This window comes from Owariibacterium komagatae (assembly GCF_045865535.1).
Classification (GTDB): Bacteria; Bacillota; Clostridia; order Oscillospirales; family Ruminococcaceae; genus Ruthenibacterium; species Ruthenibacterium komagatae.
Genome location: NZ_AP031406.1, coordinates 594,102 through 609,134, shown reverse-complemented (window position 1 = coordinate 609,134; position 15,033 = coordinate 594,102). Strand labels below are relative to the sequence as shown.

Below are 15,033 nucleotides of genomic sequence, written 5' to 3'. Positions count from 1 at the left end.
GTGCTTATACAATGGCACGTATCGCCGGAGTTGACTTGCCCAAAGAGAAGCGAGTCGAAATTGGCCTCACTTATATCTATGGCATTGGTCGCAGCGCCGCTAGCGAGATCCTGGCTGCTACCAAGATCAATCCCGATACTCGAGTGAAGGACTTGACAAAAGACGAAGAAGCTCTTATCCGTGATTACATCGATAAAAACTTCACCGTTGAAGGCGACCTGCGCCGCGAAACCGCGCTGGACATCAAACGTTTGATCGAGATCCAGTGCTATCGTGGTACGCGTCACCGCAAAGGCCTGCCCGTGCGTGGTCAGCGTTCTAAAACGAATGCCCGTACCCGCAAAGGCCCGAAACGCACAGTAGCCAACAAGAAGAAGTAATCCAGAGGAGGACAGTAGAATGGCAACAAAAGCCGCTGCTAAAAAGGGTGCTCCCGTGCGTGGCAAACGCCGTGAGCGCAAAAATATTGAACGTGGCTGCGCGCATATCCAGAGCACATTCAATAACACCATTGTCACCATCACCGACGTACAGGGCAATGCGGTGTCGTGGGCCAGCGCTGGCGGCCTCGGTTTCCGAGGTTCCCGTAAATCCACTCCGTTTGCTGCGCAGACCGCCGCTGAAACTGCTGCGAAAGCCGCTATGGAGCATGGCATGAAATCCGTCGAGGTCTATGTGAAGGGCCCTGGTTCCGGACGTGAGGCCGCGATCCGCGCTCTGCAGGCCACGGGTCTGGAGGTCAATATGATTAAAGACGTGACCCCCATTCCGCACAACGGCTGCCGCCCGCCGAAACGCCGTCGTGTATAATCGAAAGGAGAAAATAAGTTATGGCTAAGAATATGCAGCCGATCGCCAAACGCTGCCACGCTCTGGGCATTTCTCCTGCTGTTATGGGATATGCGAAGAAAACCACGAATCGTAATCCGGGCAGCCAGATGAGAAAGAAGAAGAGCGAGTATGCCCTTCAGCTGGCTGAGAAGCAGAAGGTCAAATTCGTATATGGCGTCATGGAGCGTCAGTTCCGCTCCTATTACGAGAAGGCCAGCAGAATGCCCGGCAAAACCGGTGAAAATCTGCTGATCCTGGTGGAGCGCCGTCTGGACAACGTGGTGTACCGTCTGGGCTTTGCAGCTACCCGCCGCGAGGCTCGTCAGCTGGTCAACCATGCTCACTTCACCGTAAACGGCAAGAAGGTCAACATTCCTTCTTACCTGGTAAAACCCGGTGACGTTGTGGAAGTTGCTCCTTCCAGCCGTTCCTCTGTGAAATTCAGCAAACTGACGGGTGAGGATGCTCCCGTTGTGCTGCTGCCGCAGTGGCTGTCCCGCGAGAAGAACTCTCTGAAGGGCACTGTCACTCAGATGCCGGTCCGTGAGGACATCGACCTGCCGGTCGAGGAGCATTTGATCGTCGAGTTGTACTCCAAATAATCCCCGGAAACCTCATCCCCGCATGCAACCAAAAGAGCAGGCCGCTTGCGGCCTGCTGATCAAAGGAGGGTTTACCAATGATGGAGATCGAGAGACCCAGAATCGACACAGCGAGCCTGTCCGCAGACGGCCGTTACGGCAAGTTTGTGGTGGAGCCGCTGGAGCGTGGTTTCGGTACAACTTTAGGCAACAGCCTGCGCCGTGTGCTGCTTTCCAGCCTGCCTGGCGTTGCGGTTACCAGCATGAAAATCGACGGTGTTGTCCATGAGTTTTCTACCATCGAGGGTGTGAAAGAGGACGTCACCGAGATCGTGCTGAACATCAAAGGCATTACGGCGAAGCTTTATACCGACAGTCCCAAAACCGTGCGCATTGAGGCCACGGGAGAGGGAGAGGTAACTGCCGGCAGCATTCAGCAGGATGCTGAAATTGAAGTGTTGAACCCCGACTGGCACATTGCCACTTTGGCAGAAGGCGCCAAGCTCGTGATGGAGCTGACCTTCGACAAAGGGCGCGGTTATGTGCCTTCCGAGCGCAATAAGGCGAATGCCGAACAGGCTTCCCTGGGCGCTCTGCCGGTTGACAGCATTTATACGCCGGTGCTGAAGGTCAACTATACGGTTGAAAATACCCGTGTTGGCCAGATCACCGACTATGATAAGCTGACCATCGAAGTATGGACGGATGGCACCATCAGCGCCAAAGAGGCTGTGAGCCTGGCAGCGCGCATCATGACCGAGCACCTGAACCTGTTTGTGACTTTGTCGCAGGAGGCCATGGATGCAGAGATCATGGTGGAGAAAGATGACAAGGGCAAAGAGAAAGCTTTGGAGATGACCATTGAAGAGCTGGATCTGAGCGTGCGTTCTTTCAACTGCCTGAAGCGGGCCGGAATCAACACGGTGGAAGATCTGATCAACAAATCTGAAGACGAGATGATGAAAGTGCGTAACCTCGGCCGCAAGAGCCTTGAGGAAGTCATCGCAAAGCTGGATTCGCTCGGCTTTAAACTGACGAAAGACGACGAATAACTGCAAAGGAGTGAATTGGGATGCCCGGTACCAGAAAACTTGGCAGAACCAGCGACCACCGCAGAGCTATGCTGCGTGCTATGGTTACCTACCTGTGCGAGACAGGCAAGATTGAAACCACTGTTACGCGTGCGAAAGAGGTGCGCGCAATGGCTGAGAAAATGATTACTCTTGGCAAGCGTGAGGATCTGCACGCAAAACGCCAGGTCTTTTCCTTCATTACGAAAGAGACTGTTGCGAAAAAGGTAATTGATGAGCTCGGCCCCAAATATGCGGATCGTGACGGCGGTTATACCCGCATCATCAAAACTGGCGTTCGCCGTGGTGACGCCGCTGAGATGGCGATCATCGAGCTGGTTTAATTTCAAAAAAGAGAAAGCACTTCGGGAGACCGAAGTGCTTTTTTATTGCGGATAAGAAAAATGGCTTTTCGGTAAAATATTCGCCTTTATGCAAAATTTACAGGTTAAAAAGGGAAGAGAACAGCGAATCAGCGAGCGATGGAACGGAAATAATCAAATAAGTCGGAACGTTTCCCAGGTCTTTATTGATTCTTAATGAATTTTGTAGTAAAATAATAACACTTATACTGTGTTATTGCGCCGATTTTTCGGCGATGATGAATAAAGATTGGTGATTTTTTTGTTAACAGCTATTACAGAGTTTGCGCAGAAATTCCGCAAACAGATCCTGGTTGCGTTTGATATTGTTGTCGTGACATTTTCCTATATTCTTCCCTGGATTATGATCAATGGAAGAACGTCCTTTTCGGAACACAACAGCCTTTTGGTAGCCAGCTGCTTTTTCTTTGTATGCTGCTATGAGATCGTTTACGGCCTGATGGGAATGTACGACAGCCTGTGGCGCTATGCTGAGATCGTAGAGTTTTTCAGGCTGTGTCTTGCTTCCGGTCTGGCAGTGGGATTGTTTGTAATAGGAACCTTGCTGATGTTCACCGAGCGGCGGGTCCCTACCTCCATTTACTTTCTAAGCGCGCTGTTTGCCTCGTCGCTTACGCTTTATTCACGCCTGACGTATCGCATGTATCGCAATACAACGCTGAGTAAGCGCAAAAAGGCCAGTCGGCGTACATTGATGATCGGTGCAGGTGATGCGGCCTCCACTTTGCTGCATGAGGTCTTTAAAAACAAGTCTCCGGACATGAACATCATCTGCTGTGTGGATGACGCGCCGGAGAAAGTGGGTCGTTCCATCATGGGAGTTCGCATTATGGGAACCACGGAAGATATTCCCGAGCTGGTGGACCGGTGCGAGATCGAAACGATTCTTTTGGCGATCCCAACGGTAGATGATGCCAACAAAAAGCGAATTCTCAGTATTTGCAATAAAACCAAATGCAATGTGCGGATTTTGCCGGACATTGTAAAAATGATCAAAGACGGAAAAGACTTTTTGTCCCGTGTGCGTGATGTACGCGTAGAAGATGTTCTGGGACGGGATGAGATTGAGTTGACAGACCTTTCCAGTTCTCTGACCAAAGGAAAAGTGGTTTTGGTAACAGGCGGCGGCGGTTCCATAGGGTCCGAACTTTGCCGGCAGATTGCCTCCTGTGAGCCGCAGCAGCTCATTATCCTGGACATTTATGAGAACAGTGCTTATTCCATTCAGCAGGAATTGCGCCGCACTTATGGGGACAAGCTCAATTTGGAAGTATGCATCGCTTCGGTGCGCGACTCCAAAAAGATAGATGCCCTGTTCCAGCGTTACCATCCCAACGTGGTGTTTCACGCAGCGGCTCATAAGCACGTGCCGCTGATGGAGGACGCACCGGAAGAAGCGGTTAAAAACAATGTATTTGGCACGTATAATGTGGCTTTGTGCGCGGAAAAATACGGTGCAGAGCGTTTTGTTTTGATTTCTACGGACAAGGCGGTCAACCCGACCAACGTCATGGGTGCGACCAAACGTCTGTGCGAGATGATTGTGCAGGCGCTGGCGCAGAAAAGCAAGACCAAATTTGTGGCTGTGCGTTTTGGAAACGTTCTGGGCTCCAATGGGTCGGTCCTTCCGCTCTTTAAGGAGCAGATTGCATCCGGTGGTCCGCTGACGGTGACGCATCCCGATATTGTTCGTTACTTTATGACCATTCCTGAGGCAGTTCGTCTTGTGCTGGAGGCTGGAGCAATGGGCGACGGCGGGGATATCTTTGTTTTGGATATGGGCAATCCGGTCAAGATTCTGGATTTGGCCGAGAACCTGATCAAACTTTCCGGCTTCATTCCCTACAAAGACATTGAAATCAAGTTTACGGGCCTGCGTCCTGGCGAGAAGTTGTACGAGGAATTACTGATGGACGAGGAAGGGCTCCGGAAGACGGATAATAAGAAAATCTTCGTAGGCTCGCCTTTGAAATTGAACAAAGACACATTTTTTGATCATCTGGCAACATTGAAGCAGATTGCCTATACAAATAACAGCGACAATTTGGTGCAGGCGCTGATTGATTTGGTGCCTACCTTCCATCACGAAGAACATCGCTATCAATAAAGGGGGAGCCGGATGTACCGGAGAGGAATCAAGCGGGCTTTGGATTTTATTTTATCGCTGTGCGGGATTGTGGTGCTTTCACCTGTGCTGGCGGTGATTGCCCTGTGGGTCAAACTGGATTCACCTGGCCCGGTTTTCTTTCGCCAGAAACGGGTGGGGAAGGATAAAACGTTTTTCTCAATTTTGAAGTTTCGCACCATGTATGCAGATACGCCGAAAGACGTTCCCACGCATCTGCTGAAAAATCCGGATGCAATGATCACACGCAGCGGTCGTTTCTTGCGGCGGACCAGTCTGGATGAACTTCCGCAGATGTTCAACATTCTGCGCGGGCAGATGAGCGTGGTGGGACCGCGCCCTGCACTTTGGAATCAGGATGACCTGATTGCAGAGAGAGACAAGTACGGGGCCAATGCGTTGGTGCCCGGCTTGACAGGCTATGCGCAGGTAAATGGCCGGGACGAACTTCCGATTCCGGTCAAAGCAGAGCTGGATGGTTATTATGCAAACCATCTTTCCTTTGTGCTGGATGTAAAAATCTTTTTTAAAACCATTGCCAATGTCCTTCACGAAGATGGTGTCGTGGAAGGCGGAACACAGGGGAAATAATAAAAGCACGCGGCTACAATCAGCCGCGTGCTTTTTTATTATTTGGAAGCTCTGCATCAGTCATCGTCCTGTGTAAGGTGTTTGAGAACTTGCGCATAAAGAATATCTCCGCTTTCCACAAAGCGTTCCCGCGCAAGCATGGCGCTGAGGTGATCGGGCATATACAGAGAAAGTGTAAACATCTCCCGGTCACGGTCCACAATACTGCACCGAACGGTATAACCATCGCCGCACGGAGCGATTTCAGCTTTGTGCTGCGCGCTCTTTTGGGCGAACAACTGTGCACGAACCACAGCGCGTGTGGCTGCTTCCCGCACACTCCGGGGAACATCGCTCGCCAGAGTATCGGCTACATCTTTGCCGGCAGGAAGGAGAACGTAGCGTCCGTTTTCAACCCCGATCAGCCCTTGGCTGCACAGTTCGGAAAGATTGGAAGCAAGCTCAAAATAGTTTACCAATTCTTCGCTGAGCAGGGCGTTTTCCAGTTCGCTTTGGGAAAGGGGAGCGGTCGAGTTTTTAATCAAATAGCACAGCAGAATGCGTATTTCAGTGGATGTCGTAAGACCGCCCGGCCGTACGCCGGCGGTAAACGCATTATGAGTCATAACGTTCCTCCCTGTTGAATCTTTCCTTTTTATCATACCCCATTCCCTCAAAAATGTAAACAAAATCCGAAAGCGATTATACCGATGGAGTAAAAATCGTTTCGATTTTGTGCGGTGCATTCGGGCAGGAATATTCCCAACGATCCAGATGCCCCTCCGACACAAAATATGTCAGCGGAAAGCGGAATGCGTCGTTTTCGAAGCAGGAGAGAACCACCAGCTTGATCTTCATCCGCTGCGGAAGAATGTTTTTGATGTAGACGCTGACGGCCTGCCCGCGATGCAGTGCGTCATTGGGTTCTGCAAGACCGACCAGATTGGGCGCAAGCTCGATGAAAACGCCGTATTCTTCGCAGCTGCGAACAATTCCCATCACTGCTTCGCCGGGAGCAAAACGTGCGGCGTTCTCTTCCCAGGTCCCGAGTAATTCCTTCAGGCTGAGAATCAGCCGCCCTTGTGCATCGCGTCCTTTTAAAACACAACGGAGCTCCTGGCCGATTTGAACGCGGTCTGAAGGACTGGAAATGCGTGAAACAGATAAACAGTCGATGGGAAGCAGCGCGCAAATGCCGCATCCTACATCGCAGAAAGCTCCAAAGGGTTCGATGTGTGTGACGCGGCAGGATAAGAGATCACCGGGGTTCAAATGGGACAGATATTCTTCCTGACAGCGCCGCTGGGCCGCGGCACGGGACAGGATCGCAAGTGTGGTACCATCTGTCTGCTGACGGAATCCGGCCACCACAAAGCAGACAGAGCGCCCAACACGGGTCAATAAGGCGATGTCGCGTACCTTTCCTTCGCGCACACCGTCGGCACATTCTTCGTATGGCATGACGGCGGGAATTCCATTCAAGGAGAAATGCAGTGCGCGGTCCGAGCCGAAGGTCAATGCGCGGCTTTCCAGAATGGTCCCCTCCTGAAGGTATTGCTGCAGTTTTTCCATTGTATAAACCTGCGGATATTTTCGGAGACCTTCTGCGTAAAATTCCATATGACAGACCGCCTTTCAACATACAATTCCCCACGGCGGGGGCTGTTAACAGATATATGAAGCGGGAACACTTTTTATGAAAGGCAGGCGGCTGCGGCTGCCGACAGCCTTTTTCTTGCACGGAAAAAGCTTTTGCAGTATAATAAAGACCGTCTGAATGTATTTAAAGGAGTGTTTTTGATGGATGTCCAGGTAAATGATCACATCCTCACCAAAAAACCTCACCCGTGCGGAGGCAGTGATTTTTTAGTGCTGCGTGTGGGAATGGATTTTAAAATTCGCTGTGTACGATGCGGGCGCGAGGTTATGGTCGCCCGGAATAAAATTGAAAAAAATATCAAAAAGATTGTCAGAGAGGGCACTCCGCTTTAGCGTTTCCTGTGTGCAATAGGCATGACAGGAAAGGATGAGATAAAAATGTTGGAAAAATTGGATGCCGTTCGCAACCGTTTTGATGAAATCAGCCGCCAGCTTCAGGAACCGGCGGTTGTATGTGACAGCAAAAAATATGCCGATTTGATGAAGGAGTATAAAAAGCTCACGCCTCTGATGGAGACGTATGACGAATACCGTGCGGCTCAGAGTGCAGGGGAGCAGGCATTGGAACTTCTGGAGGAGGGCGGTTTGGATCCGGAGTTTAAGGCGCTGGCACAGCAGGAATTGACACAGGCAAGAGAGAAGACGCAAACCTTGGAAGAACGCTTGAAAGTTTTGCTTTTGCCAAAGGATGAAAATGATGATCGAAGCGTGATCGTGGAAATTCGAGGCGGCGCGGGCGGAGAGGAAGCGGCATTGTTTGCGCACAGCCTGCACCGCATGTATAATTTGTATGCAGAAAGCCATGGATGGAAGACAGAAGTTCTCAGCCTGAGCGAGACAGAACTGGGCGGTGAAAAAGAAGTCAGCTTTTCCGTGGAAGGAGAAGGCGTGTACAGCCGACTCAAATTTGAGAGCGGTGTTCATCGCGTGCAGCGCGTTCCGGAAACAGAAACACAGGGACGGGTGCACACTTCAACGGTGACGGTGGCCGTTCTGCCCGAAGCAGAAGAGGTGGACGTAGAGATCAATCCCTCGGACTTGAAAATTGATACGTTCCGTTCTTCGGGGGCCGGCGGTCAGCACATCAATAAGACTTCTTCGGCTATTCGGGTGACACACCTGCCTACGGGAATGGTGGTGGAATGCCAGGATGAGAGAAGTCAGTACAAAAACAAGGATAAGGCGCTGAAGGTTCTGCGCAGCCGTCTTTTGGCGCGCAAGCAGGCGGAATATGACGCAGAGTACGCGGCTCGCCGGAAAAGCCAGGTGGGAACAGGAGATCGTTCGGAGCGGATCCGCACTTACAATTTCCCGCAAGGACGGCTGACGGACCACCGGATTGGATTGACGCTGTACAAGCTGGATGCAGTGATGAACGGCGATCTGGACGAGGTCGTCGAGGCATTGGTCACTGCAGACCAGGCGGAAAAACTGAAAGCCGCTTCAGGAGATGAATGATTTGAAAACACAATTATTACCGACCTCTCAAGATGCAGTGGACCAGGCGGGGGTGCTTTTGCGCCAGGGCGAAGTTGTGGCGATCCCCACAGAGACGGTTTACGGGCTTGCGGCCAGCAGCCTGAATGGCGAGGCGGTCAAAAAGATTTTTTCGGCCAAGGGACGCCCGCAGGACAATCCCCTGATTTCGCATATTGCGGATCTCAGTATGTTGGAGATGGTCGTGCGAGATGTCCCGCAGGCGGCGTATCGTCTGGCAGAGGCTTTTTGGCCGGGCCCCCTGACCATGATCCTGCCTCGAAGCGAACAGGTGGCAGATGAAGTGTGCGCCGGCCTTGAGACGGCTTCTGTGCGCATGCCCAGCCATCCGGTGGCACAAGCGGTGATCCGGGCTGCGGGGGTTCCGCTGGCGGCGCCTTCCGCCAATTTGTCCGGAAGCCCGAGTCCGACCACTGCCCAGGATGTGTTTGCCGATATGAACGGAAAAATTCCTCTGATCCTGGATGGAGGTGCCTGCGAAGTGGGGGTTGAGTCCACGGTGGTTTCCCTGGCAGGACCGAAACCGGTTTTGCTTCGCCCGGGTTATATTACAAAGGGACAGCTGGAACAGGTGCTGGAATGTGAAGTGCTGCTGGCTGATGCGGTGCTTCATCCGCTGAAGCAGGGCGAGAAAGCCGCTTCTCCGGGCATGAAGTATAAGCATTACGCCCCCAAGGCAGAGGTCACCATTCTTAAGGGACCCTTTTCCGCATATGTTTCCTATGTGGAAAAGCATTGCGAACCGGGTACCTTCTGCCTTTGTTTCGCAGGGGAGGAGAACAGTTTGCCGTGTCCCTGTGTGCTCTACGGGCATGAAAAAGATCCCGCCGAACAGGCGCAGCGTCTCTTTTCTGCATTGCGGGAACTGGATGCACGCGGTGCCGAACGGGTCTATGCCCGCTGTCCGGAAGAAGGGGGCATCGCATTGGCTGTGTACAATCGGCTTTTGCGAGCGGCGGCATTCCGGGTGATCGAGTTATGAAGCCGTGGATTGTAGGGCTCACAGGCCGTTCCGGCTGTGGGAAGAGTACGGTGTCGGAGCATTATCGTGCGAAAGGTTATGCAGTCTTGGACTGTGACCGTGCCGCACGTGAGGTCGCGGCGCCGGGGTCGTCTTGCCTGAACCAGCTGGTTCAGGCCTTTGGACCGGAAATTGTGGATGCTGAGGGAAGACTGCAGCGACGCACGTTGGCTCGGAAGGCCTTTTCTTCCGAAGAAGGGACGGCACGGCTGACCCAAATCACGCATCCTGCAATTATCGCGCTGCTGGTGGAGCAGGCAGAACAAGCCTTTTCCACGGGCGCGGAGATGGTTTTTGCGGATGGAGCGGTGATCGTAGGGCATTCGTTTGAAGCGTATTGCCAGCGGATTATTGTGGTGGATGCACCGGATGATGTGTGTGTCGCACGCATTATGAAGCGGGACGAAATCGACCAGGAAGCGGCAGTGCAGCGCCTTGCTGCTCAAATGTCTTCAGAGCAGCTGCGTAAAGCGGCAGATTATGTGATTGAGAATCATGCGGACCGAATGACCTTGCTGCAGCAGGCGGATCAAGTGCTGCAGGAATTGCGAAAGGAGCGAAATGAGCACAGGGAAAAGAGCGAAACGAGTGCTGATTGTGGTACTGGCAGTGGCGCTGTTGACTGCAGTGATCCCGTTTGCCGCCCATAGGGCTAGGCAGGCGCTGTATCCGCAGAAATACGAAGATTGTGTTCGTATGTACGCACAGGAATACGGGATCGACGAGAAATATATTTACGCCATTATCCGCACGGAAAGCGGCTTTGACCCCAAAGCGGAATCCGACGCGGGAGCACGCGGCCTGATGCAGATCACCAGGGAGACATTTGAGTGGATCAAAACCAAGATCGCACCGGATGAACAGATCGGGTTTGACAGCCTGTACGATCCGGAAACCAACATTCGGTTTGGCTCGTATTTTTTATCTTTCTGCCTGGAACGTTACGATGGGGATCTTTCAACGGCGGCTGCAGCTTACCACAGCGGGGTTTCCAAGGTCAATGAACTTTTGAAGCAAAGTGAATATTCCAGCGACGGGCGCACACTGCATACGTTCCCGTACAGTCAAATGAGCAATTACGTGCGCAAGGTACAGAAAAACTATGAACAGTATTGTGCACTGTATTCCTGAAGAAGTCAAAAAAGGAGTGTTTGAGATGGAAAAGGAAAAAACAGCCGGCCAGCAGCTGGCGGAAAAAATTTTGTATGAGCCGGAGCATATCTGGGATGCGGCTCCGCAGGCGCGGCAGGAAGCAATGGACTTTTGTGAGGATTACAAGTCTTTCCTGAATGCAGCGAAAACGGAACGCGAAGCAGTTTCGGAAATTGTGCGGCGGGTCGAGGCCGCAGGCTACGTTCCCTTCGAAGTGGGAAAAACGTATTCTGCCGGTGATAAAATCTACTTTAACAATCGGGAGAAAGCTGTCATTTGTGCAACGCTTGGACAGAAAGGCGTTCAGGAGGGTACGCACCTGATGATCGCGCACATTGACTCTCCTCGTCTGGACCTGAAACCCAATCCTCTGTATGAGGACAGTGAGCTGGCGCTGTTCAAGACCCATTATTACGGTGGAATCCGCAAGTATCAATGGGGCGCCACTCCCTTGTCCCTGCATGGCGTCGTGGTCAAATCCAACGGGGAAAAAGTCACGGTCCGTATTGGCGAGGACGAAGGAGATCCGGTATTTTGTGTGACGGATCTGCTTCCGCACCTGGCTGCGGAGCAGAGCAAACGTTCGTTGGGCGAAGGTCTGAAGGGCGAGGAGCTGAATATTCTGGTGGGCTCTCTGCCGTATGAAGACAAAGAGGTCAAAGAGCGCGTAAAACTGCAGATAATGAACCTGCTGTATGAGAAATATGGCTTCACAGAGCGCGATTTTACCCGTGCGGAATTGGAAGCGGTCCCTGCATTCAAAGCGGTGGACGTGGGCTTGGATCGGAGCATGATCGGTTCCTATGGCCATGATGACCGCGTGTGTGCCTACACAGCTTTGCAGGCAGAGATCCAGGTCAAAAACCCCACCTATACAACGGTGTGTGTACTTACGGACAAAGAGGAGACCGGCTCTGACGGTGTCACAGGCCTGCAGTGTGATTACCTGTTCCATTTCCTGGGACATCTTGCGGACATGCAGAACGCCAACTATAAGGTGATGCTGGCCAATTCCAAGTGCCTCTCTGCGGATGTGAACGCGGCGTTTGATCCCACGTTCCCAGACGTGCTGGAACGCCGAAATGCGGCATTTTTGAATCGAGGGGTAGCGGTTACCAAGTATACCGGTGCACGCGGAAAATCCAGCACAAATGACGCAGGAGCGGAGATGATGGGATACGTGACCAATCTGCTCGATGCGAAAGGCGTTATTTGGCAGACTGGTGAACTGGGCAAAGTAGATATGGGCGGCGGCGGAACGATTGCGAAATACGTTGCGAACCGCAATGTGGACGTTGTGGATATCGGCGTGCCGATGCTGTCGATGCACGCACCGTTTGAACTGGTGGCAAAGCTGGACGTGTATATGACTTATAAGGCGTTTGCAGCTTTTGCGGAAAGCGATTTTTAAAAAGCAACAGGGGCGAAGGAAAAATCCTTCGCCCCTGTTTTTGTTTACCGAAAACCCCCGGCTGTGCCGGGGAGTTCTCAAAAAGCTTTAGCGTTGCATAGGAAATAAAAACTCCTTTTGATACAATAAAGATGCGGTCTGCCAACTGCACTAAAGTATCAAAAGGAGGACAAAAGGCATGACGCCTAATGACAAGAATAGTTTAGCACATACAACATGGAACTGCAAATATCACATAGTATTTGCGCCGAAGTATCGCAGAAAAATCTTTTACAAAGAAAACCGTGTGGAAATAGGGAAGATATTGAGAGAATTATGCAATTGGAAACAAGTGAAAATAGTAGAGGCGGAAGTGTGTCCGGATCATATCCACATGCTGGTGGAAATACCGTCTAAGATGAGTGTATCCAGTTTCGTAGGTTTTCTCAAGGGGAAAAGCAGTCTGATCATTTTCGAGAGACATTCCAATTTGAAGTACAAATATGGAAACAGGCAGTTTTGGTGCCGTGGATACTATGTCGATACAGCAGGTAAGAACGCAAAGAAGATTGCGGAGTATATCCAAAACCAACTCAAAGAAGATCAGATTGAGGATCAGATGACCCTTAAAGAATACATAGACCCGTTTACGGGTAGCAAGTAATATTCTTTCGCAGGTGGCAGACCGTACCAACGCCTTTAGGCGTGGCTAGTATTTTAGGGCTTTGCCCGCTTCTGAAGAACCACCAGCTTCGCTGGTGGGTTACTATTACCAGCAAGTTATTACAGACCAAATCGTTTCAAATACAGATAAAGAAAAAACCGCGTAAACAATGTTTACGCGGTTTTGTGGTGGAGATGAGGGGGATCGAACCCCTTACCTCTTGAATGCCATTCAAGCGCTCTCCCAAGTGAGCTACACCCCCACGGGACCGCATTCGGAAGCGTTATTTCCGAGTGCCTTATTATAATATCAAACCAGCGCTTGAATGTCAAGAGAATATTGCAAAAAAATATTATTTTTTATCGTTTAATCTTCAAAATCGATTCCTTTAATTTGATGCTGCCGCAAAAGGTCCCAGACGGCCTCCCGCTCCAGAGGAAGCGTGATTTTTTCCCGGCTTTCCTCTATCCCGATTTCTGCACACCATTTCCCGTCTTCCAATTCTTTCAGTTTAATGCTGTGCAGAGTTCCGACTGCATCCACCTCCGGAATATGTCGATCAGAAAGAGCAAAAAGCAGAGGCAGGCTGACAGAGCCGTGGGAAGTGCGATATTCCAAAGCTCCAGCAACCCATTGTTCGTCGGGAAGCTGATCCTGTGAGCGAATGGCGGTGATTCGTTCCAGCATGATGTAAAACACTCCTTTTATAGAAAGGAAGAGGACAAAAATGTCCTCTTCCTCGATTTGAATCAATGTTTTTGTTTTTCGTGGCGGCGTTCTTCCTCATCCAGCAACCGGTCGGTAACAATGTCGAACTGCTCTTTGAGTTCGTAAGTATCCACCAGGTCGCTCTGCTCCAGGCCTTCGTAACGGTTCTCCCCTTTGAACACGACTTTTAACAGCACGGGGGTCAAAATGGTACAGAACACGATCATGATTACGATAGGACCAGAAAAGACCGGATTCAGCAAATTCAATGCCATGCCTTTATCGGCAACGATCAAAGCAACCTCACCGCGGCAAACCATGCCGCATCCAATTTGTACACACTGGCGGGTGGGCATTCCGCAAATTTTGGCGCCAAGTCCGCAGCCCACAAGCTTGGTGATAACAGCCACAATCACCAGTAAGACGGTGAAGAGGACGATCATGGTATCCATCTGAGGAACCTCTACCTTGATGCCGATGCTCGCAAAGAAAATCGGAGTCAGGAGCAGGTAGGAAAGGGGAGAAAATTTGCTTTCAATGTAGTGCGCTTTAGAGGTGTTGGCAACGACCAGTCCGGCAGCAAAAGCACCGATGATATCTGCGACGCCAAAAAGCTCTTCGGCCAGGTAGGCCATCAACAGGCACAATACAAAGGCAAGAATGGGAAAGCGGTGAAGATTTCGATCGTGAACCCGTTTCTCATACCAATTGAGTGCTTTGACCGCCAGAACACCGGCGACGCCCGCAAAGAGAAAGAAGGCAACGATTTTGAGCAGCACGATCCAGATGCTTACTTCCGAGCCCGCCAGGCTGGTGACCAGAGTCAGGCAGATCAGGCCCAGAATATCATCAATCAACGCTGCAGCCAGGATGGTATTGCCGACTTTGGTGGACAGTTTGCCCATTTCTTTCAAAGTTTCCACCGTGATGCTGACCGAAGTAGCAGTTAAGATGGTACCCATGAAAAGGTTCTGCAGCATCGTGTCGCCGGGGTAGGCAAATTCTCCGCGATTGAACACGGCCATTAAAGCGGCACCCACACCCAAAGGAACAAGCACACCGCAGAGCGCGACCAGAAGTCCCGCTTTTCCGGTTTGTTTTAACTCCTTCAGATCGGTGCCGATGCCGGCGGTGAACATGATGACGATGACGCCGAGTTCCGAAAGCTGCGACAAAAAATCAGTCGCCTGAAGCCAGCCAAGACATGCGGGTCCCAGCAGAAGGCCGGCAATCAAAGCGCCAACCACTTGAGGAAGCTGGATTCTGCTGGTGAGCAGTCCAAAGATTTTTGTGCTGATCAAAATCAGCGCAATGTCCAAAAGATAATGATACGACATAGAAAGTACTCCCATACATTAATAATTCCAAACTTTCATTATAAT

Annotated in this window: 18 protein-coding genes and 1 tRNA gene; 14 read left to right on the top strand and 5 right to left on the bottom strand. The window is 51.3% G+C overall.

Annotated elements, in window-relative coordinates:
- Positions 1-11: 11 nt before the first annotated feature.
- The 7 genes from rpsM to ACKTS9_RS03080 all read left to right on the top strand — a co-directional run bounded on the left by rpsM (position 12) and on the right by ACKTS9_RS03080 (position 5,581).
- Entirely contained in the window at positions 12-380 is a 369-nt protein-coding gene (gene rpsM / locus ACKTS9_RS03110; RefSeq protein WP_349216477.1) for a 30S ribosomal protein S13, read from the top strand.
- A 19-nt stretch (positions 381-399) separates the two neighbouring features.
- The gene (rpsK, locus tag ACKTS9_RS03105; protein WP_349216476.1) at positions 400-810 is read left to right on the top strand and encodes a 30S ribosomal protein S11; all 411 of its coding nucleotides are present in this window, start codon (positions 400-402) and stop codon (positions 808-810) included.
- A 20-nt stretch (positions 811-830) separates the two neighbouring features.
- A complete protein-coding gene (gene rpsD, locus ACKTS9_RS03100; protein WP_349216475.1) occupies positions 831-1,433 on the top strand; it encodes a 30S ribosomal protein S4 in 603 nt (200 codons plus the stop codon).
- A 77-nt stretch (positions 1,434-1,510) separates the two neighbouring features.
- Entirely contained in the window at positions 1,511-2,464 is a 954-nt protein-coding gene (locus ACKTS9_RS03095) for a DNA-directed RNA polymerase subunit alpha (protein WP_349216474.1), read from the top strand.
- A 20-nt stretch (positions 2,465-2,484) separates the two neighbouring features.
- Positions 2,485-2,826 (top strand): 50S ribosomal protein L17, encoded by a 342-nt coding sequence (rplQ, locus tag ACKTS9_RS03090; protein WP_349216473.1) that lies wholly within the window; start codon positions 2,485-2,487, stop codon positions 2,824-2,826.
- A 280-nt stretch (positions 2,827-3,106) separates the two neighbouring features.
- Positions 3,107-4,972 (top strand): polysaccharide biosynthesis protein, encoded by a 1,866-nt coding sequence (locus tag ACKTS9_RS03085; protein WP_349216472.1) that lies wholly within the window; start codon positions 3,107-3,109, stop codon positions 4,970-4,972.
- Between the two features lie 12 nt (positions 4,973-4,984).
- Entirely contained in the window at positions 4,985-5,581 is a 597-nt protein-coding gene (locus ACKTS9_RS03080; RefSeq protein ID WP_407878886.1) for a sugar transferase, read from the top strand.
- Positions 5,582-5,637: 56 nt separating this feature from the next.
- Here the strand turns inward: ACKTS9_RS03080 and ACKTS9_RS03075 are convergent, their stop codons facing one another.
- Both ACKTS9_RS03075 and ACKTS9_RS03070 read right to left on the bottom strand, forming a co-directional pair.
- Complete coding sequence (locus tag ACKTS9_RS03075) at positions 5,638-6,186, bottom strand: DUF4364 family protein (RefSeq protein WP_407878884.1); 549 nt, start codon at positions 6,184-6,186, stop codon at positions 5,638-5,640.
- A gap of 76 nt (positions 6,187-6,262) precedes the next feature.
- A complete protein-coding gene (locus tag ACKTS9_RS03070; protein WP_407878882.1) occupies positions 6,263-7,180 on the bottom strand; it encodes a S1 RNA-binding domain-containing protein in 918 nt (305 codons plus the stop codon).
- Positions 7,181-7,360: 180 nt separating this feature from the next.
- Between ACKTS9_RS03070 and ACKTS9_RS03065 the strand changes: the two genes are divergently transcribed.
- The 7 genes from ACKTS9_RS03065 (at position 7,361) to tnpA (ending at position 12,943) form a co-directional block, all read left to right on the top strand.
- Positions 7,361-7,552, top strand: a complete 192-nt coding sequence (locus ACKTS9_RS03065; protein WP_407878880.1) for a DUF951 domain-containing protein — start codon at positions 7,361-7,363, stop codon at positions 7,550-7,552.
- A 45-nt stretch (positions 7,553-7,597) separates the two neighbouring features.
- On the top strand, positions 7,598-8,677 hold the full coding sequence (gene prfA / locus ACKTS9_RS03060) for a peptide chain release factor 1 (RefSeq protein ID WP_407878878.1): 1,080 nt from the start codon (positions 7,598-7,600) through the stop codon (positions 8,675-8,677).
- Positions 8,670-9,698, top strand: a complete 1,029-nt coding sequence (locus ACKTS9_RS03055) for an L-threonylcarbamoyladenylate synthase (protein WP_407878876.1) — start codon at positions 8,670-8,672, stop codon at positions 9,696-9,698. The genes prfA and ACKTS9_RS03055 overlap by 8 nt, the downstream gene beginning before the upstream one ends.
- Entirely contained in the window at positions 9,695-10,387 is a 693-nt protein-coding gene (gene coaE / locus ACKTS9_RS03050; protein ID WP_407878874.1) for a dephospho-CoA kinase, read from the top strand. The genes ACKTS9_RS03055 and coaE overlap by 4 nt, the downstream gene beginning before the upstream one ends.
- Complete coding sequence (locus ACKTS9_RS03045; protein ID WP_349213981.1) at positions 10,326-10,868, top strand: lytic transglycosylase domain-containing protein; 543 nt, start codon at positions 10,326-10,328, stop codon at positions 10,866-10,868. The genes coaE and ACKTS9_RS03045 overlap by 62 nt, the downstream gene beginning before the upstream one ends.
- 25 nt (positions 10,869-10,893) lie before the next feature.
- Entirely contained in the window at positions 10,894-12,300 is a 1,407-nt protein-coding gene (locus ACKTS9_RS03040) for an aminopeptidase (protein WP_349213983.1), read from the top strand.
- Between the two features lie 178 nt (positions 12,301-12,478).
- Positions 12,479-12,943, top strand: coding sequence for an IS200/IS605 family transposase (tnpA, locus tag ACKTS9_RS03035; RefSeq protein ID WP_407878870.1), 465 nt, complete (start codon positions 12,479-12,481; stop codon positions 12,941-12,943).
- Positions 12,944-13,129: 186 nt separating this feature from the next.
- On the opposite strand, the gene ACKTS9_RS03030 is transcribed toward tnpA, so the two are convergent.
- The 3 genes from ACKTS9_RS03030 to ACKTS9_RS03020 form a co-directional block, all read right to left on the bottom strand.
- Positions 13,130-13,205, bottom strand: a tRNA-Ala gene (locus ACKTS9_RS03030).
- Positions 13,206-13,309: 104 nt separating this feature from the next.
- Positions 13,310-13,630: a hypothetical protein gene (locus ACKTS9_RS03025; RefSeq protein WP_349214947.1), complete on the bottom strand. Its 321-nt coding sequence runs from the start codon at positions 13,628-13,630 to the stop codon at positions 13,310-13,312.
- Between the two features lie 62 nt (positions 13,631-13,692).
- A complete protein-coding gene (locus tag ACKTS9_RS03020) occupies positions 13,693-14,988 on the bottom strand; it encodes a cation:proton antiporter (RefSeq protein ID WP_349214948.1) in 1,296 nt (431 codons plus the stop codon).
- Between the last annotated feature and the right edge of the window lie 45 nt (positions 14,989-15,033).